At 67.8% G+C, this 21777-nt stretch carries 18 protein-coding genes and 9 tRNA genes; 4 read left to right on the top strand and 23 right to left on the bottom strand.

What is annotated here, in order from left to right; all coding sequences use genetic code 11:
• Window positions 1–31 precede the first annotated feature (31 nt).
• The gene (locus tag IEX13_RS03595; protein ID WP_188661408.1) at window positions 32–733 is read left to right on the top strand and encodes a PP2C family protein-serine/threonine phosphatase; all 702 of its coding nucleotides are present in this window, start codon (window positions 32–34) and stop codon (window positions 731–733) included.
• A 6-nt stretch (window positions 734–739) separates the two neighbouring features.
• Here the strand turns inward: IEX13_RS03595 and IEX13_RS03590 are convergent, their stop codons facing one another.
• Genes IEX13_RS03590 through IEX13_RS03575 form a run of 4 tightly spaced genes read right to left on the bottom strand, consistent with a single transcriptional unit; the run spans window position 740 to window position 4161 of the window.
• Window positions 740–2245 (bottom strand): serine/threonine-protein kinase, encoded by a 1506-nt coding sequence (locus IEX13_RS03590; protein WP_188661405.1) that lies wholly within the window; start codon window positions 2243–2245, stop codon window positions 740–742.
• Between the two features lie 44 nt (window positions 2246–2289).
• Window positions 2290–3009 (bottom strand): DNA polymerase III subunit epsilon, encoded by a 720-nt coding sequence (gene dnaQ, locus IEX13_RS03585; RefSeq protein WP_188661402.1) that lies wholly within the window; start codon window positions 3007–3009, stop codon window positions 2290–2292.
• Window positions 3010–3017: 8 nt separating this feature from the next.
• Window positions 3018–3461, bottom strand: coding sequence for a ribonuclease HI (rnhA, locus tag IEX13_RS03580; RefSeq protein WP_188661399.1), 444 nt, complete (start codon window positions 3459–3461; stop codon window positions 3018–3020).
• Between the two features lie 7 nt (window positions 3462–3468).
• A complete protein-coding gene (locus tag IEX13_RS03575) occupies window positions 3469–4161 on the bottom strand; it encodes a methyltransferase domain-containing protein (protein ID WP_188661397.1) in 693 nt (230 codons plus the stop codon).
• 75 nt (window positions 4162–4236) lie between these two features.
• Here IEX13_RS03575 and gloB point away from each other — a divergent pair, with 75 nt between their 5' ends.
• The 3 genes from gloB (at window position 4237) to IEX13_RS03560 (ending at window position 7089) form a co-directional block, all read left to right on the top strand.
• Entirely contained in the window at window positions 4237–5004 is a 768-nt protein-coding gene (gloB, locus tag IEX13_RS03570; RefSeq protein WP_188662989.1) for a hydroxyacylglutathione hydrolase, read from the top strand.
• Entirely contained in the window at window positions 5001–6212 is a 1212-nt protein-coding gene (locus IEX13_RS03565) for a transglycosylase SLT domain-containing protein (RefSeq protein WP_188661394.1), read from the top strand. Before gloB ends, IEX13_RS03565 begins: the two co-directional genes overlap by 4 nt.
• An 85-nt stretch (window positions 6213–6297) precedes the next feature.
• Window positions 6298–7089: an enoyl-ACP reductase FabI gene (locus tag IEX13_RS03560; RefSeq protein WP_188661391.1), complete on the top strand. Its 792-nt coding sequence runs from the start codon at window positions 6298–6300 to the stop codon at window positions 7087–7089.
• Between the two features lie 81 nt (window positions 7090–7170).
• Here IEX13_RS03560 and IEX13_RS03555 read toward each other — a convergent pair whose 3' ends face one another.
• From IEX13_RS03555 to recA, 19 genes are all read right to left on the bottom strand, one after another.
• Window positions 7171–9111, bottom strand: a complete 1941-nt coding sequence (locus IEX13_RS03555) for a peptidyl-prolyl cis-trans isomerase (protein WP_188661389.1) — start codon at window positions 9109–9111, stop codon at window positions 7171–7173.
• A gap of 84 nt (window positions 9112–9195) precedes the next feature.
• Window positions 9196–9272: transfer RNA gene (locus IEX13_RS03550), tRNA-Asp, on the bottom strand.
• Between the two features lie 14 nt (window positions 9273–9286).
• Window positions 9287–9361, bottom strand: a tRNA-Val gene (locus IEX13_RS03545).
• A gap of 16 nt (window positions 9362–9377) precedes the next feature.
• Window positions 9378–9650 (bottom strand): HU family DNA-binding protein, encoded by a 273-nt coding sequence (locus IEX13_RS03540; RefSeq protein ID WP_188661386.1) that lies wholly within the window; start codon window positions 9648–9650, stop codon window positions 9378–9380.
• 207 nt (window positions 9651–9857) lie between these two features.
• The gene (gene lon / locus IEX13_RS03535) at window positions 9858–12290 is read right to left on the bottom strand and encodes an endopeptidase La (RefSeq protein WP_188661383.1); all 2433 of its coding nucleotides are present in this window, start codon (window positions 12288–12290) and stop codon (window positions 9858–9860) included.
• 136 nt (window positions 12291–12426) lie between these two features.
• Entirely contained in the window at window positions 12427–13716 is a 1290-nt protein-coding gene (clpX, locus tag IEX13_RS03530; protein ID WP_188661380.1) for an ATP-dependent Clp protease ATP-binding subunit ClpX, read from the bottom strand.
• A 117-nt stretch (window positions 13717–13833) separates the two neighbouring features.
• On the bottom strand, window positions 13834–14457 hold the full coding sequence (clpP, locus tag IEX13_RS03525) for an ATP-dependent Clp endopeptidase proteolytic subunit ClpP (protein WP_188661376.1): 624 nt from the start codon (window positions 14455–14457) through the stop codon (window positions 13834–13836).
• 25 nt (window positions 14458–14482) lie between these two features.
• On the bottom strand, window positions 14483–15784 hold the full coding sequence (gene tig, locus IEX13_RS03520; RefSeq protein WP_188661375.1) for a trigger factor: 1302 nt from the start codon (window positions 15782–15784) through the stop codon (window positions 14483–14485).
• Between the two features lie 88 nt (window positions 15785–15872).
• Window positions 15873–15957, bottom strand: a tRNA-Leu gene (locus tag IEX13_RS03515).
• A 31-nt stretch (window positions 15958–15988) separates the two neighbouring features.
• A tRNA-Lys gene (locus tag IEX13_RS03510) sits at window positions 15989–16064 on the bottom strand.
• A 52-nt stretch (window positions 16065–16116) separates the two neighbouring features.
• Window positions 16117–16193, bottom strand: a tRNA-His gene (locus IEX13_RS03505).
• Window positions 16194–16231: 38 nt separating this feature from the next.
• A tRNA-Arg gene (locus IEX13_RS03500) sits at window positions 16232–16308 on the bottom strand.
• Between the two features lie 69 nt (window positions 16309–16377).
• Window positions 16378–16454, bottom strand: a tRNA-Pro gene (locus IEX13_RS03495).
• 132 nt (window positions 16455–16586) lie between these two features.
• Window positions 16587–16663, bottom strand: a tRNA-Arg gene (locus IEX13_RS03490).
• A gap of 132 nt (window positions 16664–16795) precedes the next feature.
• Window positions 16796–16888, bottom strand: a tRNA-Ser gene (locus IEX13_RS03485).
• A gap of 56 nt (window positions 16889–16944) precedes the next feature.
• Window positions 16945–17163, bottom strand: a complete 219-nt coding sequence (gene csrA, locus IEX13_RS03480; RefSeq protein ID WP_188661372.1) for a carbon storage regulator CsrA — start codon at window positions 17161–17163, stop codon at window positions 16945–16947.
• A gap of 139 nt (window positions 17164–17302) precedes the next feature.
• Window positions 17303–19972: an alanine--tRNA ligase gene (gene alaS / locus IEX13_RS03475; RefSeq protein WP_188661371.1), complete on the bottom strand. Its 2670-nt coding sequence runs from the start codon at window positions 19970–19972 to the stop codon at window positions 17303–17305.
• Window positions 19973–20080: 108 nt separating this feature from the next.
• A complete protein-coding gene (locus IEX13_RS03470) occupies window positions 20081–20563 on the bottom strand; it encodes a regulatory protein RecX (protein WP_188661368.1) in 483 nt (160 codons plus the stop codon).
• Between the two features lie 7 nt (window positions 20564–20570).
• A complete protein-coding gene (gene recA / locus IEX13_RS03465; protein WP_188661365.1) occupies window positions 20571–21605 on the bottom strand; it encodes a recombinase RecA in 1035 nt (344 codons plus the stop codon).
• Between the last annotated feature and the right edge of the window lie 172 nt (window positions 21606–21777).

The raw sequence follows: 21777 nt of genomic DNA, 5'->3' as shown, positions 1-21777 counted from the left end.
CCCCCACGCCGGCCAACCACGGACAGCGCGCATGATCGAATTCGGCCACCTGAGCCACGTCGGCCTGCGTCGCGAGCTGAACGAGGACACCTATTACGGCGACGCCGAGCTGGGCCTTTGGCTGGTGGCCGACGGCATGGGCGGCCACGAGTTCGGCGAAGTCGCCAGCGCGCTCGCCCGCGACGCGGTGGTGCGCGAGGTGCGCGCCGGGCGGTCCCTGGCGGACGCCATCCGCCGCGCCGACGAAGACATCATCCGGCACAGCAAGCAGCGTGCGGAAAGCCTGCCCATGGGCACCACCATGGTGGCCCTGCGCATCGCCGAAAACCGCTTCGAGGTGGGCTGGGTCGGCGACAGCCGCGCCTACCTGTGGAACGGCGAACTGCGCCAGCTCTCGGCCGACCACAGCTACGTGCAGGAACTTATCGACCAGGGCGCCATCACCGCCGAACAGGCACGCGTGCACCCCCACCGCAACGTGGTCACCCAGGCCCTGGGCGTCACCGACCCGCAAAGCCTGAAGGTGGAAACCCTGTCCGGGGAACTGCGCCCCGGCCAGCAGCTGCTGCTGTGCAGCGACGGCCTGACCGAGGAAGTGGACGACGCCACCATCGCTTCCCTGCTGGCGCGCACCGAACTGTCGGCCCAGGAATGCGTGGACCACCTGGTGTCGGCCGCGCTCGACGGCGGCGGCTCGGACAACGTCACCGTCATCCTGCTGCGCCGCCGCTAGGCGGCTTCAGCCCGCGGGCGGTGCCGGCAGCGCCGGGTCTTCGCCGTTCTTCCCCGCCACCGCGGCGTCCTGCAGCTGCTGCAGGAAGGGGTCGGCCGGGTCCACCGCCTGCCCTTTCATCACCAGCACCTGGCACTGCACCCAGCGGCCCAGCTTGCAGGCTTCGTAGGCATTGCTCCGGTAGAAGGCGACCACGTTCGCCACCCCGGCCCGGGCGCGGGCATTTTCGGAGTCGACGGCCAGCGCCTGGCGGTAGTAGCCCAGTGCACTGTCGTCGTCGGGATAGTCGAGCTTTCGCCCGAAGTCGGGACCGGGCTTGATGGCGTTTTCGTAAAGCGCGTCGCCGGCGTTGAGCAGCCTCTCAAGCCGGTCGTCGGCCGGCGCATCCACCGGCGCCGGCAGGCTGAACCCTTCGGGCAGCGGACCATCGGCCGCCGAAGCGGCCGTCGTGGGCATCTGCACCGTGGCCGGCGAGGCGGCGACTTCGGGCGCAGACGGCGTCATCAGCCACCAGGCCAGCACGGCGACCACAAACGCGCCGCCCGCGCCCGCCACCGGCAGCAACCAGGCCGGCCGCGCGGCCTTCTCGCTGGCGCGGATGCGGGTGCGCTGCTGGGTGGCGCCGGCGATGCGGTCGTTGCCGGGACGCCGCGCCCGCGTTTCCACGCCCACGGCGCCGGCCGGGGCGCCGGCCACGCACTTGTGCATGGCTTCCACGAAGGCCGCGCCGGTGTTGAACCGCTGCGCCGGGTCCTTCGCCATCAGGCCCTCGACCAGCGGCTGCAGCCAGGCATGTTCTTCGGGCAAGGCCGGCACCGGGTGGGTGACGTGCATCAGCGCCACGGTGAAGGCGTCGCTGGCCTGGTAGGGCGGCTCGCCGGCCAGCATCTCGAACAGCACGGCGCCCAGGCTGTAGAGGTCGGAGCGCCCGTCCACCGATTCGCCGCGCGCCTGCTCCGGGCTCATGTAGTCCGGGGTGCCGATGGACGTACCGGCGACGGTGGAACTGTTGCTGCCGTCCATGGCCTTGGCGATGCCGAAGTCGGCCAGCACCACGCGGCCGTCGTTGCGGAAAAGCACGTTGCCCGGCTTGACGTCGCGGTGCACGAAACCCTTCTGGTGGGCGAAGTCCAGGCCGTGGGCGATGTCGGCGGTGATGTCGAGGATCTGGCCGACGCTGAGCCCGCCTTCTTCGATGCGGTCCTTGAGCGTGCCGCCCGGGATGTATTCGGCCGCCAAGTAATAGACGTTGCCGTGGTTGCCGATGTCGTAGACCGTCACCAGGTTCGGGTGCTGCAGCTTGGCGGTGATCTTGCCTTCGGTCAGGAAGCGGTGCGCGAACTCGGCGTTGGCCGCCAGCGCGGGCGCCATGACTTTCAGCGCCACTTCGCGGTCCAGCGATTCCTGCACCGCCAGGAACACCGAGGCCATGCCGCCCTCGCCGATCGGCCGCAGGATGCGGTAGCCGGGGATGTCGATGTCAACCGAGGTAAGCAGGACAGTGGCGTTCAAGGCGACCTCGCGGGTGGAAACCCTTGGCTCATCCAACAACGGGCTCAGGCGCCGGATGCGGTCCCGGGCCAGAGCAGTTTGCCGGCTTTTGCGGCGATTTTCGCCATCCGTTCGGCGTGGGCGGCCTCTTCGGCGGCGCTGGCGAGCCGCAGCACCCGCGGCACCGTCGCGCTGGCCAGGCGGGTGGCGGTGGCCGCGGCGGCGGCACCGTCGCCTTCGCCGCTCGCGGCCAGGCCCAGGTCGCCCTGGCCCGAGGTCATGCCCAGGTACACCTCGGCCAGCAGCTCGGCGTCGAGCAGCGCGCCGTGCAGCTTGCGGTGGCCATTGTCCACGCCCAGGCGACGGCAAAGGGCGTCGAGTGAGTTGCGCTGGCCCGGGTAGCGTTCGCGCGCCATCGCCAGGGTGTCGAGCACGCCGGCGTGGTCGGTGATGCGGCCGAAGTGTTTTCCCGCCAGCGACAGTTCGTAGTCCAGGAAGCCGACGTCGAAGCTGGCGTTGTGGATGATCAGCTCCGAATCGCGGATGAATTCGATGAACTCATCGACCGCGGTTTCGAAGCGCGGTTTGTCCTGCAGGAACTCCAGGGTCAGGCCGGTGACTTCCTGCGCACCCGGTTCCATTTCGCGACCGGGGTTGAAGTAACGGTGGAAATGCCGCCCGGTCGGCCGCCGCTCGACCAGTTCGATGCAGCCAATCTCGACCACGCGGTTGCCCTTTTCCCAGGACAGGCCGGTGGTTTCGGTGTCGAGAACGATCTGGCGCATGCGGCGGTTCAACTCCTGAATTTTTCGGCTTCGGCGCGGGCAAGCTTGTCCACGCGTTCGTTTTCGACGTGGCCGGCATGGCCCTTGACCCACTTCCAGCGCACCGTGTGCGGCCTGGCCGCGGCGTCGAGCCGGATCCAGAGGTCCTGGTTCTTCACCGGCTGGCCGGCGGCGGTCTTCCAGCCACGGCGGATCCAGTTGGGCAGCCATTCGCCGATGCCCTTCTGCACGTACTGCGAGTCGGTGGACAACTCGACCTCGCAGGGCGACTTCAGCGCCTCGAGCGCCATGATCGCCGCCATCAGCTCCATGCGGTTGTTGGTGGTTTCGGACTCGCCGCCGGCCAGTTCACGCTCGCGGCCGGCATGGCACAGCAACGCCGCCCAGCCGCCCGGCCCGGGGTTGCCCAGGCAGGCACCATCGGTGTGGATTTCAACGATCTTCTTGCTCAAGTAGGGCTCATCCAGCAGTGATTCCCGGCCGCAGGGCCATGGTCGGGGTGCCGGCGCGAAGCGGCGTCATGCCGGGCTCGCGCCGGCGCGCGACGATAAGGTGGGCCGCCCGCAGGCCGGCAAACAGGCCCTGGCCACGTGGTTCGCGCAGTTCAAGTCCCGACACCGGTGCCCAGACCGGCCCCAGCCAGTGCTGGCGCTCGATCTCCAGGCCGTGGTCGACCACTTGCTGGCCCAGCCGCACCGGATCGATGCCGCGCAGTCCGCGCAGGGCCCAGCGCAGGCGCGCCAGGCTCCAGGGATTGAGGCTGGCCAGCAGGGCCACGCCGCCAGGCTTGAGCACGCGGGCGATTTCGCCCACCAGGGCGTCCGGGGCGGGCGAGGTTTCCAGCACGCACAGCGCGTAGACCAGCGACAGGCTGCCGCTGGCCAGCGGCAGGGCTTCGTCCCGGCAGGCCAGCGCACCCTGCAGGTGGTCCTCGTGTCGGTAAAGGCCCAGTACCTGCGCCAGCATGTTGCCCGACAGGGTTTCCGGCAGCGCCTGGCAGGGGCGCAGGTACAGGCCGCTGTGCCCGAATACGCGCGTAAGCTCAGGTATGGCCTCGCGCTGGATCTGGTGCAGCAGGGCCAGGCCGGGGTCCCGGCAGAACCAGGAGTCGGCGCTGCCTTCGTGTTGACGGGGGGTGGGAGCCGCGGGCATGTTTCCGATTCTGCGTCATTCACGCCATCGAGGTCACCCCGCTTGCCCGAAGTCCCGGAAAACCCCGCCAGCCCCTTGGAAGTCATCGCGCTGCCGGCATTCCAGGACAACTACATCTGGCTGCTGGCCGGCCCCGGCGGCGACTGCATCGTGGTCGATCCGGGCGACGCGGCGCCGGTCCTGGCCGCCGCCTCGCGCGGCCTGCGGCCGGTGGCGGTGCTGCTGACCCACCACCACCCCGACCATGTCGGTGGCGTCCAGGCAGTGCTGGAAGCGTTCCCCGTTCCCTGCCACGGCCCGGACGACCCGCGCATGCCCTCCGGCACCACGCAGGTCGCTGACGGCGACCAGGTGAAGGTACCTGCCCTGGGCGCCAGCTTCGACGTTATCGCCGTACCGGGCCACACGCGCAGCCACATCGCCTTCCACGGCGCCGGCCTGCTGCTCTGCGGCGACACCCTGTTCAGCCTGGGCTGCGGCCGGCTGTTCGAAGGCAGCCCGGCGCAGATGCTCGCCTCGCTCGACCGGCTGGCCGCCCTGCCCGGCGATACCCGGGTCTGCTGCGCCCACGAGTACACCGAAGCCAACGGGCGCTTTGCCAGGGAGGCCGAACCCGGCAACCCCGACCGCGACCAGCGCCTGGACGACGTACGTCAGCTGCGCGCCCGCGGCGAACCCAGCCTGCCGGTGTCCCTGGCCAGCGAACGTGCCTGCAATCCCTTCCTGCGCGTGGACACCCCGCAGGTGCGCGAAAGCATCGGCCGGCGCCTGGGCCGCCCGCCCCGGGACCGGCTCGAGACCTTCGCCGAGCTGCGTGCCTGGAAGGACGGGTTCGCCGGATGAGGTCCTTGAAGGCGCTGTTGCTGATGCCGGCCCTGCTGCTGGCCGCTTGCCAGCTGCCGGTCAAACCGGTGGCGACGCAAGACGATGCGTCGCCGCCCGCCGCGGTCGCGCCGGCCGCGGAAGCCGGGCCTGCCGAGCCGACGCCCCGCGCGGACGCCGTCGCGCGCGGCGCGCCCCCGGCGCTGGCGGCGCCCGAACCCCCACCGCCGCCCGACCCCATCGATACCGGCGCCGAACTGTTCGACCACCTGGCCGAAAACTTCCAGTCGCCCGTCTGCATCAAGGGCGAGGCCAACCGGGCCTGGCGCAAGCGCTACGCAGGGCACCCGGCGTCCTTCGCCCGGCACCTGGAGGAAGTCCTGCCGCTGATGGCCTACGTCGCCACGGAAGTGGACCGGCGCGGCCTGCCGGCGGAGTTCGCGCTCATCCCCATCGTCGAAAGCTGGTATCGCCCGGCCGCCATCGGCCCGGGCGGGCCGGCGGGCATGTGGCAGATGATCGCCAGCACCGCGCGCAACCACGGCATCCGCATCCAGTCCGGCTATGACGGCCGCCTTTCGCCGGTGGCGTCCACCGACGCCGCGCTGGACTACCTGGTCGACCTGTCGGCCCGTTTCGACGGCGACTGGCGAGCCACGGCCATGGCCTACAACGCCGGCGAATACAGGATCCTGCGCGCCTTCAGGTCCAACGGGCACCGCAACGCCTCGGGCGAACGCAGGCTGCCGCAGGGGTTGTCGCGCATCACCTACGACTACGTGGCCAAGCTGCGCGCCCTGGCCTGCCTGATCGCCAAACCCGAACGGCACGACCTGGAACTGCCGCGCGATGCGCGCTTCGTGCCGCTGGCGCGCCTGCCGCTGCCGCCCGGCACCAGCAGTCTCGACCAGGCGGCGCTGAAGCTGCTGGTGGATGCCCGCGAACTGCGCCGGCTCAACCCCGCCTACCGGGGTGGCCGCCTGCCCGCAGGTGCCCCGCGCGAAGTGCTGGTGCCCGCCAACCCGGCCATGCTGCTGGCGGCACGCGACCTGCCCGCGGCCCCGCCCGCCGGCGACGCGCCGGCGCGCAGCCACCGCGTGCGCAGCGGCGACACCCTGTCGGGCATCGCCCGCAAGTACGGCGTTGGCCTGCGCCAGCTCTACCGGCTCAATGACATGGATGCCCGGTCCGTGCTGCAGGTCGGCCAGGAGGTGCAGGTGGACCCCTGATACGGCTCCATGCTTGGCGGTATGGCCCGCGCCGGGCGAAACTAGGGCGTTCGCACCGCCGACACGGCGGCATCAGGAGGAGAACATGGGATTTCTGACGGGCAAACGTGCCCTGATCGTAGGTATCGCCAGCCAGCGTTCCATCGCCACCGGCATCGCCGAGGCCATGCACCGTGAAGGCGCCGAACTGGCTTTCACCTACCAGAACGACAAGCTCAAGTCGCGCGTCGAAGACGCCGCGCGCGAAAACGGTTCGGACATCGTGCTGCCGCTGGACGTGGCCGACGATGCCCAGATCGACAGCGTCTTCGCCGAACTGGGCAAGCGCTGGGACGGCCTGGACATCCTGGTGCACTCGGTCGGCTTCGCGCCGCGCGAGGCCATCGAGGGTGAATACCTGCAGGGCCTGAGCCGCGAGAACTTCCGCATCGCCCACGACATCTCCAGCTACAGCCTGGCCGCCCTGGCCAAGGCCGCCCGGCCGATGATGAAGGGCCGCGGCGGCAGCATCCTGACGCTGAGCTACCTGGGCGCCCAGCGCGCGCTGGTGAACTACAACGTCATGGGTGTGGCCAAGGCCAGCCTTGAAGCGAACATGCGCTACCTGGCCCTGAACCTGGGCCCCGAGGGCACCCGCGTGAACGCGATCTCGGCCGGGCCGATCAAGACCCTGGCGGCGGCGGGCATCGCCAACTTCCGCAAGATGCTTGGCCACGTCGAGGAGTACGCCCCGCTGCGCCGCAGCGTCACGATCGAGGACGTCGGCAACGTCGCCGCCTTCCTTTGCTCGGACCTGGCCTCGGGCGTCACCGGCGAAGTGACCTACGTGGACGCGGGTTACAACATCCTGGGCATGACCGGCATCGAAGGGGTCTGAACCAGCGACCGGGACCGTCCGGCGGCACCAAGAAAAAGGCCCGGAAAATCCCGGGCCTTTTTCGTGGGCGGCGTGCCTGGCTCAGAGCCGGTCTTCGGCCACCGTGACGGTGTACTGGCGGCGCAGCGCCCGCACGTAGGCCTCGGCCTCGACCACGGCCCGTGCCTGGGCCAGCTGCTGGCGCAGGGCGTCGCGGGTGGCGTCGTCGAGTTCACCGACCTCCCCTTCGCGCACCGCGGTCACCCGCACCAGGGCATGGCGATCGGCGCCCAGGCGCACCATGCCGACGCTGGGGGCGTCCCCGGTAGGCGCCGACAGGCGGAAGGCCTCTTCAAGCAGCATCGGCGGCAGCGGCGACTGGCGGGTCAGCGCCGGCAGCTCGGCCACGGTGCGGCCAACGTCGCTGGCCAGGTCGGCGAAGGACTCGCCGGCACGGGCACGTTCAAGCAGGGCCTGGGCCTGCTTCTCCGACGCCTTGGACAGGCTGTCGGCGACCAGGTCGGCGCGTACCTGCTCACGCACCTCTTCGAAGGGAATCAGCGCGGCCGGCTCGACTTCGACCACGTGCAGCACCACCAGGTGGTTGGGGCCGATCTCGACGGCATCGCTGACCTGGCGGTCGACCCGCTGGGCGTCGGCAAAGGCGGCCTGGCGCACTTCCGCCATGGCCGCGATGCCTTCGCCGGCATCGCGGGCGAACAGGCCGGTGCGCTTGACCTCCAGGCCCACTTCCTTGGCTGCCGGCGCGAGCGCGGTGGGGTCGCGGTAGATGCGCTCGATCAGGCGGTTGCCCAGGTCGCTGTAGACGCGGTCGCGCTCGGTGGCCAGGTATTCGGCTTCGATCTCGCCGCGCACTTCGTCAAAGCTGCGTTCGCTGCCCGGCTCCAGGTCGGCGAGCTGGATGACGTGCCAGCCCTCGGGCGTGCGCGCTGGGTCGGCCACCTGGCCGACTTCGTCCAGGCCGAACAGCGCGTCCTGGAACGGACCCTCGAACACGCCGGCTTCGATCGGGCCGAGCATGCCGCCGTCGGCCCTGGAGCCGACGTCATCGGAGTTTTCGCGGGCCAGCGCGGCGAAATCGGCACCGGGTTCGCGGGCCTGGTCGGCCAGGGCCTGGGCGCGTTCGCGCGCGGCCTCGACTTCGGCCTCGTCGGCGTCGGCCGGCACGGAAACCAGGATGTGCGCCGCCGTGCGAACCGGCTCGGTGACGTAGCGACGGCGCTGTTCGTCGTAGCGCTGGCGCAGGGTCTGCTCGTCGACCACGGTCGGCACCTCCAGGGTGGCGCCGTCGATTTCGACGTATTCCACCGCGACCTGTTCGGGCTTGGTGTACCGGTCGCCGTGGCTGTCGTACCAGGCCTTGAGCGCTTCGTCGGTCGGCGCCTCGGGCGCGGCCGGGGTCGGCAGGTCGATCAATTCGACGTCGCGCTCCTGGCGCGCCAGGACCAGGTAGGCCTCGAGCTCGGCATCGGTGGCCAGGCCCGTGGCGGCGACTTCACCGGGCACCGTGCGGCTGGCCATGTCGGCGGCGACCGTGGCCATGAACTGGCCGTGGGTCATGCCACGCGCGGCCAGGCCCAGGCGGTACTGGTCGGCGCTGTACTGGCCGTTGACCTGGAATTCTTCCATCTGCTTGAGCTCGGCGGCGACTTCCGCCTCGCCGATGGTGATGCCGTCGCGTTCGGCGGCCATCGCCAGCACTTCTTCGTCGATCAAACGATCGAGCACTTCGCGCTTGCTTTGGATGGCTTCGAATCTGGCCGAGTCGAAAGCGTCGCCCTGCCGGCTGCGTTCGGCCTGGCGCGCCTGTTCGAAGCGGCGCTGGAAGCGGTCCTGGGGGATTTCCCGGACCTGCTTGCCCCATATCCAGAACTTGGCCGGACCTTCGATCTTGGCCGAGTAGGTTTCGATTTTCGGGGAGAAATAAGATTCGACGCCGAAGAAGGCCATCGTGATGATGACCAGGCCCAGGATGGTGAATGCCATCCAGCCTGAAGACTTGTCGCGAATGGTCTGGAGCATGTGCGCTATGCCGTCCGAGTGGGACCCCGGGTTTTCCGGGGCCGGAAAAAACGAGGGCGCCCTTTTGGGGCGCCCTCGGGGATATGGCGGAGTGGACGGGACTCGAACCCGCGACCTCCGGCGTGACAGGCCAGCATTCTAACCAACTGAACTACCACTCCGCGTATCACTTACCTGGTGGGTGCTGAGGGTTTCGAACCCCCGACCCTCGCCTTGTAAGGGCGACGCTCTACCGCTGAGCTAAGCACCCTTCCCAAGGAAGACGCTCAGTTTACAGCATCCTTCAGGGCTTTGCCAGCCTTGAACGCAGGATTTTTCGAGGCCTTGATCTTGATGGTCTCGCCGGTCTGGGGGTTGCGGCCCTGGCGGGCAGCACGCTTGCGGACCGAGAAGGTACCGAAGCCGACCAGCGTGACCGTGTCACCCTTCTTGAGGGCCTTGCTGATGGTCTCGATCATCGCGTCGACGGCGCGCGCGGCGTCGGCCTTGGACATCTCGGCGGCGTCGGCGACGGCACCCGTGAATTCGGCTTTGTTCATTATTGACTCCCTGAGCGAGTTGAACCCGCGTGTTTGAAAACCGGGGGCGCCCGGCTTGGCCTGGGCTCGCCCCGATCCACCTGTACCGCCACTGCCCGGAACCTGCTCCGTGCGGCGGTTGAACGATTTATACCAGCGGCATTTTGCATGCGCAACAAGCGAAAGCCTTTTATTTCGCGGCTTCCAGCCATTGTTTCGTGCAAATACTCAATGCCGCAGCGGGGCACCTCCGGTGTCCTTCTGGTCCTGCCCCTCGGCCGCATCGGGCGTGGGCTCGGGCGTTGACTCCGGCGCCAGGGTGCGCACCAGGGCCACGTCCAGCACTTCGTCGATCCACTTGACCGGGATGATCTCCAGGCCCTGGGTGACGTTCTTGGGGATGTCCACCAGGTCCTTGCGGTTCTCTTCCGGGATGATCACCGTGCGGATGCCGCCACGCAGCGCGGCGAGCAGTTTTTCCTTGAGGCCGCCGATGGGAAGCACGCGGCCGCGCAGGGTGATTTCACCGGTCATCGCCACGTCCGCACGGACCGGCACGCCAGACAGCACCGACACCAGGGCCGTGACCATCGCGATGCCGGCGCTCGGCCCGTCCTTGGGCGTGGCGCCCTCGGGCACGTGCACGTGGGTGTCGAACTTCTGGTGGAACTCGGCGTCCAGCCCAAGGCGTTCGCTGCGCGAACGCACGACGCTGTAGGCGGCTTTCACCGACTCCTGCATCACGTCGCCCAGCTTGCCGGTGAGGATCAGCTGGCCCTTGCCCGGCAGCAGCGTGGCTTCGATCTGCAGCAGTTCGCCGCCGACCTCGGTCCAGGCCAGGCCGGTGACCAGGCCGACTTCGTTTTCCTGCTCGGCGCGGCCGAAATCAAAGCGCTGCACGCCCAGGTACTTGTCGAGGTTCTTGGAGGTGACGTTGATCCCGCCCTTGCCGGCCTTGCGTGGCCCGGCAAGCGCGATTTCCTTGACCACCTTGCGGCAGACCTTGGACACCTCGCGCTCGAGGTTGCGCACGCCCGATTCGCGCGTGTAGTAGCGCACGATGTCGCGCACCGCGCTCTCGCCGATCTTGAGTTCGGCCGGCTGCAGGCCATTGGCCTTGAGCTGCTTGGGAATGAGGTAGCGCTGGGCGATGTGCAGCTTCTCGTCCTCGGTGTAGCCGGGGATGCGGATCACTTCCATGCGGTCGAGCAGAGGGCCCGGGATGTTGAGCGAATTGGCCGTGGCGATGAACATCACTTCGCTCAGGTCCAGGTCGACCTCGAGGTAGTGGTCATTGAAGGCGCTGTTCTGCTCCGGGTCCAGGACCTCGAGCAGGGCCGACGACGGGTCGCCGCGGAAGTCCATGCTCATCTTGTCGAGTTCGTCGAGCATGAACAGCGGGTTCTTGCTGCCGACCTTGCTCAGGTTCTGCACGATGCGACCCGGCATCGAGCCGATGTAGGTGCGGCGATGGCCGCGGATCTCGGCCTCGTCGCGCACGCCACCCAGCGACATGCGCACGAACTTGCGGTTGGTGGCCTTGGCGATGGACTGGCCAAGCGAGGTCTTGCCCACGCCCGGCGGTCCGACCAGGCACAGGATCGGGCCACGCATCTGCTTCACGCGCGACTGCACGGCGAGGTATTCAAGGATGCGTTCCTTGACCTTCTCCAGGCCATAGTGGTCGGCGTCGAGAACGTCCTGGGCCGCCTTGAGGTCCTTGCGCACCTTGCTGCGCTTCTTCCAGGGCACCCCGACCAGCCAGTCGATGTAGTTGCGCACGACGGTGGCTTCGGCCGACATCGGCGACATCTGCTTTAGCTTGTTGAGCTCGGACTTGGCCTTGGTTTCCACGGCCTTGGGCATGCCCGCCTTGGCGACCTTCTTGGCCAGTTCCTCGAGTTCGTTGGGCGCCTCGTCGAGCTCGCCGAGCTCCTTCTGGATCGCCTTCATCTGCTCGTTGAGGTAGTACTCGCGCTGGCTCTTCTCCATCTGCGACTTGACACGGCCGCGGATGCGCTTCTCGATCTGCTGGACGTCGATTTCGCCGTCCACCAGGCCGATCAGCATTTCCAGGCGCTGGCCGACCTCGAGGGTTTCGAGCAGCTGCTGCTTGTCGGCCAGGCGCGCGCCCAGGTGGGCCGAGATGGTGTCGGCCAGGCGGCTGGGGTCCTCGATGCCCGACAGGGTGGTCAGCAACTCCGGCGGCAGCTTGCGGTTGGTCTTGACGTACTGCTCGAACAGGCTCATCAGCGAACGCAGGGTGACCTCGAGCTCGCGTTCGTCGCGCTCGTGCACCGAGTCCACTTCCTCGCCGGTGGCGGTCAGCGCGCCTTCGCGCTCGCCGTAGCCGTCGATGGCCACGCGCCCGGAGCCTTCCACCAGCACCTTGATGGTGCCGTCGGGAAGCTTGAGCAGCTGCAGCACCTGGGCCAGGGTGCCGACCGAATAGAGGTCCCCGGCGGCCGGGTCATCGGTGTCCGGGCTCTTCTGGGCGACCAGCAGGATCTGCTTGTCCCCGGCCATGGCCAGGTCCAGCGCCTTGATCGACCGGTCCCGGCCCACGAACAGCGGGATCACCATGTGCGGGTACACGACCACGTCGCGCAGGGGCAGCACGGGCAGGTCGACGCGGAGGGCGATCTTGGGGGTGTCTTGCATGTGAAGGCTCCTCGGGGGCCAGGCCCCGGTATGGCTCAGGTTATGGGGTCCCGGGGGGCTGCTTGCAAGCTTTGCCGCGCAAACGCACACGGGCCGGAAAAACCGGCCCGTGTTTCAAGGACTTGCGTGCCCCCGTTCAGTCCGCGGAAGCGGCCTTGGGGCTGGCCTGGGGGCCCGAGCTGTAGATCAGGTAGGGCTCGGTCTGGTGGTTGATGACCGACTCGTCCACGACGACCTTGCTGACGTTTTCCAGCGACGGCAGCTCATACATCGTGTCGAGCAGCACCGACTCCATGATGGTGCGAAGGCCTCGGGCACCGGTCTTGCGCTTGAGCGCCCGGCGCGCGATCGCCAGCAGGGCGTCCGGCCGGACCTCGAGCTCGACGCCCTCCATCTCGAACAGCTTGCGGAACTGCTTGGTGATGGCGTTCTTGGGCTCGGTGAGGATCTTCACCAGGGCCGCTTCGTCGAGTTCCTCGAGCGTTGCGACCACCGGCAGGCGGCCGACGAACTCGGGGATCAGGCCGAACTTGACCAGGTCCTCGGGCTCGACCTCGGCCAGCAGCTTGCCGACCTCGATCTTGCGCTCGCTGGACTTGACCTTGGCACCGAAGCCGATGCCGCCGGCGTCCGTGCTGCGCGCCTGGATGATCTTGTCCAGGCCAGCGAAGGCGCCGCCGACGATGAACAGGATGTTCTTGGTGTCCACCTGCAGGAATTCCTGCTGCGGGTGCTTGCGGCCACCCTGCGGCGGCACCGAGGCGACCGTGCCTTCGATGAGCTTGAGCAGGGCCTGCTGCACGCCCTCGCCCGAGACGTCGCGGGTGATGGACGGGTTCTCGGACTTGCGCGAGATCTTGTCGATTTCGTCGATGTAGACGATGCCCTGCTGCGCCTTGTCGACGTCGTAGTCGCACTTCTGCAGCAGCTTCTGGATGATGTTCTCGACGTCCTCGCCGACGTAACCGGCCTCGGTGAGGGTGGTGGCGTCGGCGATCGTGAAGGGCACGTTGAGCAGGCGCGCAAGCGTTTCGGCCAACAGGGTCTTGCCCGAGCCGGTGGGACCGACCAGCAGGATGTTGGACTTCGACAGTTCGATGTCGTCGTTCTTGATCCGGCTTTCGATGCGCTTGTAGTGGTTGTACACGGCCACCGACAGCGTCTTCTTCGCGCGGTGCTGGCCGATCACGTACTGGTCGAGGACCTCGAGGATTTCCTTGGGCTTGGGAAGGTGGCTGCGCGCGGCATGGGCCTTCTCCTCGAGCTCCTCGCGGATGATGTCGTTGCACAGCTCGACGCATTCATCGCAGATGAACACGCTGGGGCCCGCGATCAGCTTGCGCACCTCATGCTGGCTCTTGCCGCAGAAGGAGCAGTAAAGGATCTTGCTGCTGTCGCCGGAGCGGCCCTGGCGGTCTTCGGTCATGCTGTCTGGGCCCTGGTGAAGTGGGTCGGGAGCGAGAATATCACAGGCCGGCGCGGGTCAAGCCCCGGCCCCTGGCGGGGGCCGGAGCGCGCGTGAAGGCCGCGTGGGGACGGGCGTTCAGCCCGCCTGGATGCTGTCTTCAGGGCGGCGGTCGAGCACTTCGTCGACCATGCCGTAGGCCTTGGCGGTCTCGGCGTCCATGAAGTTGTCGCGATCGGTGTCCTTGGCGATGCGCTCGACCGGCTGGCCGGTGTGCTTGGACAGGATGGCGTTGAGCCGGTCGCGCATGGTCAGGATTTCGCGGGTGTGGATCTCGATGTCGCTGGCCTGGCCCTGGAAGCCGCCCAGCGGCTGGTGGATCATGACCCGCGAGCTGGGCAGGCAATAGCGCTTGCCGGCGGCGCCGGCGGCCAGCAGCAGCGAGCCCATCGAAGCCGCCTGGCCGACGCAGATGGTGCTCACGTCGGGGCGGATGAACTGCATGGTGTCGTAGATCGCCATGCCGGAAGTGACGATGCCACCCGGCGAGTTGATGTACAGGCTGATGTCCTTCTCGGGGTTGTCGGCCTCGAGGAAAAGCAGCTGGGCGACGATGACGTTGGCCATGTAGTCGTCGATGGGACCGACCAGGAAGATGACGCGTTCCTTGAGCAGCCGCGAGTAGATGTCGTAAGCGCGTTCACCGCGGCTGGTCTGTTCGACCACCATCGGCACCAGGTTCAAGCCCTTGATCGGATCCATTCGCGATTCCTCCTTGGTGACCGCCTCAGGCGGCCGGACGCATCAGTTCGGTGAAGCTGACGCTTTTTTCGGTGGCCTTGGCACGCTCGGCGATCCAGTCGATCACCTGCTCTTCCATGACGCGGTTGCGCAGGCCGGCCATCAGGTTGGCGTCGGTGCGGTAAAGCTCGACCACCTGCGCCGGGTCCTCGTAGGTCGAGGCGATCAGCTGCAGGGTTTCGGTCAGGCGCTTGTTGTCGAGCGTGAGCTTGTTCTGGCGGGCGATTTCACCCACCAGCAAGCCGGCGGCGACGCGCTTGTGGGCGGCGTCCTTGAACTGCGCGGCTTCAAAGGTGGCGTTGGCCTGGCCCTGCTGGCGCGCCTGCTGCTGGGCGCTGGCGGCCATGTTGCGGGCTTCGGCCTCGACCATGCGCGGCGGCAGTTCGACGTCGGCGTAGGCGGCGACGAGCTTGCTGGCCACTTCCGCGCGCAGGCGCTGCATCAGGTTGCCCTTGAGCTCGCGCTCGAGGTTGGCGCGCACTTCCTTGCGGAACACTTCCAGCTTGCCGCCCTTGATGCCGAAGCTCTTGATGAAGGCTTCGTCGACCTCGGGCAGCTTGGGCGCCGACACCTTGATCGCCTTGACCGCGACCTTGGCGGCCTTGCCGGCCAGGTCGGCATTGCGCCAGTTTTCCGGGAAGGTGACCTCGAACTCGGCCTCGTCGCCGGCCTTCATGCCGGCCAGGCGCTGCTCGAGCTCCGGGTACATCACGTTCGAACCGATCACCGTGGCGCCGCGCTCGACGCCCTCGGCGGGCACGCGGCCGGCGTCGGTGGTGGCGGAGGTTTCGACCTGGACCAGGTCACCGGCCTGCGCGGCGCGCTCGACCGGCTCCCAGCTGCGGCGCTGCTGGCGCAGGGTCTCGATCATCGTGTCGATGTCGGACTCTTCGATGGTGGCGGTGACACGTTCGATCTCGAGCTTGGCCGGATCGATCTCGCCGAATTCGGGGACCACTTCGAAGGTGGCGGTGTAGCGGATCTCGCCGCCCTCGCCTTCCGGCTCGGCCTTGATCTCCGGGTTTCCGGCGACCTGCAGCTTCTCCTGGCGGATGGCTTCGCCAAGGCTTTCACGCACCAGGTCGCCGTAGGCCTCGGACCGGACCTGCGGGCCGAAGCGCTGCTCGATCACCTTGGTCGGGACCTTGCCCTTGCGGAAGCCCTTGATGTTGGCCGTGCGCGCGATTTCGCGCAGGCGGTTGCCGACGGCACCCTCGAGACGGTCGGCCGGCAGGCTGACGGTGAGGCGACGTTCCAGGTTGGCGGTGTTCTCAAGCGAGACTTGCATGTTCACTCCTGCGACGCGCCTTTGGATGGGGCGCGAAAATGAAAAAACCCGCGGAGCTTCGGCTCGTCCCCGCGCCTCCGTTGCCGGATGGTGCGAAAGGAGAGACTCGAACTCTCACGGGTTGCCCCACTGGAACCTAAATCCAGCGCGTCTACCAGTTTCGCCACTTTCGCAACGCCGCGCGGGTTCGATTCTTGGGGAAGATGGTGGGCCGTGTAGGATTCGAACCTACGACCTATTGATTAAGAGTCAACTGCTCTACCAACTGAGCTAACGGCCCGTTATCTTCCCGCCGAAGCGGCTGCGACGCGACATTATGCCGCGCTTGGAACTGGGGTGGAAGACGGGACTCGAACCCGCGACCCTCGGAATCACAATCCGATGCTCTAACCAACTGAGCTACATCCACCAATGTAAAACCACCCTGCCTCCGCCACCTTGCCCACCTGGCGCGCCCGGCAGGACTCGAACCTGCAACCGCCGGCTTAGAAGGCCGGTGCTCTATCCGGTTGAGCTACGGGCGCCTGGCCGGGATGATACCGGTCTGGTGCACGCCGCATCCATGCGGATCGCAGGTCCGGGGCAGAACGGCCTGGTCGGGGCAGAGGGATTCGAACCCACGACATCCAGCTCCCAAAGCTGGCGCTCTACCAGGCTGAGCTATACCCCGGCGGTGAAGCCCGACGCCCGGACCGGCACGCCTTGAGGAGTCTCACTGTACGGCCGGCGGGGATTCGGGCGCAATGCGCCGTGGCCCCGTCGTCCGAACAAAAAGGGTGCCGAAGCACCCTGTTTGCATTAGTGGCGCGCCCGGAGAGATTCGAACTCCCGACCACCAAGTTCGTAGCCTGGTGCTCTATCCAGCTGAGCTACGGGCGCGCAGAAGCGAAATTATGGGGCACTGCAGTGAAACCGTCAATACTTTCGTAACAACTTTTTCGCACTACCAGGCTGCCACCACCTGCTGCCGGGGCGAAAAAATCGCCGCCCTGGGGCGGCGATCCATCGACCTGGCGGAGTGAGAGGGATTCGAACCCTCGATAAGGCTTTTGACCCTATACTCCCTTAGCAGGGGAGCCCCTTCAGCCACTCGGGCATCACTCCGGAAACAGTTCCCGGCAATCACCCTGCGGGTGAAACCGGCCGCATAGGATAGCCCTTCAGCCCGGCTTAGGTAAACCCGCATCGGCGTCGCCCGATCCGGTCGCCGGTACGTCGTCCTTCTGGATCCGCTGGAAGATTTCCTCGCGGTGCACGGCCACGTCCTTCGGCGCAGTAATGCCGATCCGAACCTGATTGCCCTTGACGCCCAGCACCGTCACGGTGACCGAGTCACCGATCATCAGGGTCTCTCCCACCCTTCGCGTCAGAATCAGCATCCCTTTCCCTCCCGATACGTCCCTGCACCGGCCCGCATGGCGCGTGACCCGCGGTTCCCCGACCGCGCACGACGCGCGGCATGTCCCGGAGGATAGTTCTCCGCCGCCCGGGGCGCAACGAAGGCCCGGGCGGGCGCGATCAGTCGCCCAGCCGCCCTGCGACCCAGGCCGGCACGTCGGCCAGCGCGGCAAGCAGTTCGGGGCCGTCGCTGCCGCCGCCCTGGGCCATGTCGGGCCGACCGCCACCCTTGCCGCCGATTCGGGCGGCAACGTGCGCCAGCAACTCGCCCGCCTTCACCTTGCCCAGCGCGCCGCCCTGCACGCCCGCCACCAGCGACGCCTTGCCGTCCTGGGCCGAGGCCAGCAGGATCACCGCGTCGCCCAGGCGCGACTTGAGCTGGTCCACCGCTTCGCGAAGGGACTTGGCATCCAGGCCTTCCAGGCGTGCGGCGACGACTTTCACGCCGGCCACTTCCGGGGCGGAGGCGGCCAGGTCGGCGGTGGCGCCGGCGGCGGCCCTGGCCTTGATCGATTCGAGCTCGCGTTCGAGCTTCTTCTGGCGATCGAGCAGCTGCGAGAGCTTGTCGAGCACGTCGCGCGGGCTGCCGCCAAGCAGGCCGGCCACCTGGGCCAGGCGGCGCTCTTCCTCGGCGATGTGCGCGAGCGCGCCTTCGCCGGTGACCGCTTCGATGCGGCGAACGCCGGCGGCGACGCCGCCTTCGCTGATGATCTTGAACAAGCCGATGTCGCCGGTGTGGTGCACGTGGGTGCCGCCGCACAGTTCGGTCGAAAAATCGCCCATGCGCAGCACGCGTACGCGTTCGCCGTATTTTTCACCGAACAGGGCCATGGCACCGAAGTCCATGGCTTCCTGCATGCCCATCTGGTGGATCTCGGCTTCGGCGTTGCCGCGGATTTCCGCATTGACCATGGCCTCGATGCGCGCCAGCTCCTCGGGCGTGATCGCCTGGAAATGCGCGAAGTCGAAGCGCAGGCGGTCGGGAGCGACCAGCGAACCCTTCTGGGTGACGTGTTCGCCCAGCACCTTGCGCAGCGCCGCGTGCAGAAGGTGGGTGGCCGAATGGTTGAGCACGGTGGCCTGGCGGCGGGCGGGGTCGACGCGCGCGGACACCAGGTCGCCGCGCTTGAGGCTGCCGGCGACCAGCTTGCCGACGTGGCCATGGAAAACGCCGGATAGTTTCAGGGTGTCGGCGACCACGAAGCGGATGCCGCGCGAATCGAGCAGCGTGCCGGTGTCGCCGACCTGGCCACCGGACTCGGCGTAGAAGGGCGTGCCGTCGAGCAGCACCACGGCCTCGTCGCCGGCGGCGATTTCTTCGACCGGCTTGCCGTCGCGCACCAGTGCGACCACGCGGCAGCCGTCGGCTTCCAGCTCTTCATAACCGCGGAATTCGCTGGGCTTGAGCCCCGAGACCAGTTCGGCCGGCAGCACAACGCCGCCGGCGAACTTGCTGGCGGCGCGGGCGCGGTCGCGCTGCTGGTCCATCAGCGTGTCGTACTCGTCCAGCGCGCCCTCGGCCAGGGCCCAGCCCTTGTCGGCGTTCTCGCGCAGCAGGTCGGCGATCAGGTCGGGCGGGCAGCCGTAGGTGTCGTGCAGCTGGAACAGCTGGTCGCCGCGGATGCGGTTGCCCGAGGCCGCCAGGTAGTCCTGCAGTCGGGTCATGCCGGCGTCGAGCGTCTGCGCGAACGCGGCTTCCTCGCCCTTGAGCGCCTGCTCGACCAGCTTCCGCTTGGCGACCAATTCCGGATAGGCCTCGCCCATCACCTCCACCAGCGGCTGCACCATGCGCCAGAACTTGCCCTCGGGAGCCAGGCCGTCGAGCTTCCAGAAGTGGCGGATGGCGCGGCGGATGATCCGGCGCAGCACATAACCGCGGCCTTCGTTGGACGGCAGCACCCCGTCCACCACCAGGAAGCTGCAGGCGCGCACGTGGTCGGCGATGACGCGCAGCGACTTGTTTTCCAGGTCGTCCTGCTTGCCGGTCAGCGCGGCCGCGGCCTTGATCAGGTGCTGGAACAGGTCGATTTCGTAGTTGCTGTGCACGTGCTGCAGCACGGCCGAAATGCGTTCCAGGCCCATGCCGGTGTCGACGCAGGGCGCGGGCAGCGGCAGCAGGGCGCCGTCGGCCTGGCGGTCGAACTGCATGAAGACGTTGTTCCAGATCTCGATGAAACGGTCGCCATCCTCGTCCGGGCTGCCCGGCGGGCCGCCGGCGATGTGCTCACCGTGGTCGTAGAAGATTTCGCTGCAGGGGCCGCAGGGGCCGGTGTCGGCCATCTGCCAGAAGTTGTCGCTGGCGAACGGCGCGCCCTTGTTGTCGCCGATGCGGATGATGCGCTCGGCCGGCAGCCCGACGTCCTTGTGCCAGATGTCGAAGGCTTCGTCGTCGGTGTGGTAGATGGTGACCAGCAGGCGCTCCTTCGGGAGTTTCCAGACCTCGGTCAGCAGCTCCCACGCCCAGGTGATGGCTTCGCGCTTGAAGTAGTCGCCGAAGCTGAAGTTGCCCAGCATCTCGAAGAAGGTGTGGTGGCGCGCGGTGTAGCCGACCTGGTCGAGGTCGTTGTGCTTGCCGCCGGCGCGCACGCAGCGCTGCGAGGAAACGGCGCGCGTGTAGCTGCGCTTCTCGGCGCCCAGGAAGACGTCCTTGAACTGCACCATGCCGGCATTGGTGAACAACAGGGTCGGGTCGTTGCCGGGCACGAGCGGGCTCGAAGGCACGACCTGGTGGCCCTTGGACTGGAAGAAGTCGAGGAAATCCTGGCGGATCTGGTGGCTGGTCTTGGTCATGGGCTGGCTGGCAATAATGTCGGGGGCCACGCCTGAAAGGTGCGGCCAGACCCACAAGATTACCAGCCCGGAGCGCGCAGCCGTCCCCACCCTGCCCAGCTGAATCGTCTAAGACCCGTCCTCGTCTTCAGCCCGGGCCCGGCCGCGCACCGCCGCCCAGGCGCTGTCCTGGTCGAAACCCCGCCGCAGCAGGAATTCGACTGCCTTGCGGCGGCGGTTGGGATCGGCCAGCACGGCGGCCGTCCAGCGCCGTTCGACCTGGCGCCGGGCGGACGCCGGCCAGTCGGCCTCGCAGGCGTCCAGGGCCACCTGGATGGCGTCTTCTCCCAGGCCATGGCCGGCCAGCTCCACCCGGATGCGGACCGGCCCGTAACCCGAACCGGCGCGGTCGCGGGCAAAACTGGCGGCGAAACGGCTGTCGTCCTGGTAACCCTGCTCGGCCAGCCGCTCGACGGCGGCGTCGGCCTCGGCGGGCTCGACGCCGCGCTGCGCCAGCTTGCGGGACAGGTCGCGGCGGGAATGTTCACGCCTTACCAGCAGGCCCAGGGCCCGCTGGTAGGCGTCGGCGGCTTCGCCGCGCGGCCGGCCCATGCCGGCCTCAGCCCTCGACGGCCTCGGCGTTTTCGTCGCCGATCACCAGGCCGGGCACGAACTTCTCGCGCAGCTTGGCTTCCAGGTCCTTGGCCACGGCCGGGTTGTCCTTGAGCCACTGGCGGACATTTTCCTTGCCCTGGCCGATGCGCTCGTCGTTGTAGCTGTACCAGGCGCCCGCCTTGTCGATCAGCTTGGCGTCCACGCCCATGTCGATCAGCTCGCCTTCGCGGCTGATGCCCTGGCCGTAGAGGATTTCGGTAACGATGATCTTGAACGGCGGCGCCATCTTGTTCTTGACCACCTTGATCTTGGTCTGGTTGCCGATGATTTCGTCGCCCTTCTTGACCGCGCCGATGCGGCGGATGTCCAGGCGCACCGAGGCGTAGAACTTGAGCGCGTTGCCACCGGTGGTGGTTTCCGGACTCTGGCCCGGCATCATGATGCCGATCTTCATGCGCAGCTGGTTGATGAAGATGACCATGCAGTTGCTGCGCTTGATGTTGCCGGTGAGCTTGCGCAGGGCCTGGCTCATCAGGCGGGCCTGCAGGCCGGGCAGCTGGTCGCCCATTTCGCCCTCGATTTCGGCGCGCGGGGTAAGCGCGGCGACCGAGTCGACCACGACCATGTCCACCGAATTCGAGCGCACCAGCATGTCGGCGATTTCCAGCGCCTGTTCGCCGGTGTCGGGCTGGCTGACCAGCAGGTCGTCGACGTTGACCCCCAGCTTCTGGGCGTAGGTGGGGTCGAGGGCATGTTCGGCGTCGATGAAGGCGGCGGTGCCGCCGGCCTTCTGGCACTCGGCGATCGCCTGCAGGGTAAGCGTGGTCTTGCCCGAGGATTCCGGCCCGTAGATTTCGATGACGCGCCCCTTGGGCAGGCCGCCGATGCCCAGCGCGATGTCGAGCATCAGCGAGCCGGTACCAATGACTTCGGCCGCCTCGATGGCCTTGTCGCCCATGCGCATGACCGCACCTTTGCCGAACTGCTTTTCGATCTGGCTCAGGGCGGCGGTGAGGGCGCGCTTCTTGTTCTCGTCCATGGGTTTGGTCCTTGGTGTCTTGTTGTCGGTGGTCGCCAGGTTAGCGGGGCCGGGTCTCACGGATTGAGAAGGCTCCGGCGCCCCTGAATCTGCCTGCCCCGCCGGAGCGGCGGCAGCCTCTTGTGCCTCGATGCGCAGTAGGGAATTGGACTTCTTCCTGCCGGCCTTTTTC

The sequence above is a fragment of the Arenimonas soli genome (assembly GCF_014643775.1).
In the GTDB taxonomy this organism is placed as follows: Bacteria; Pseudomonadota; Gammaproteobacteria; order Xanthomonadales; family Xanthomonadaceae; genus Arenimonas; species Arenimonas soli.
Note: the sequence above shows the minus strand (reverse complement) of the source record. Positions and strands in the feature narration are given on the sequence as shown.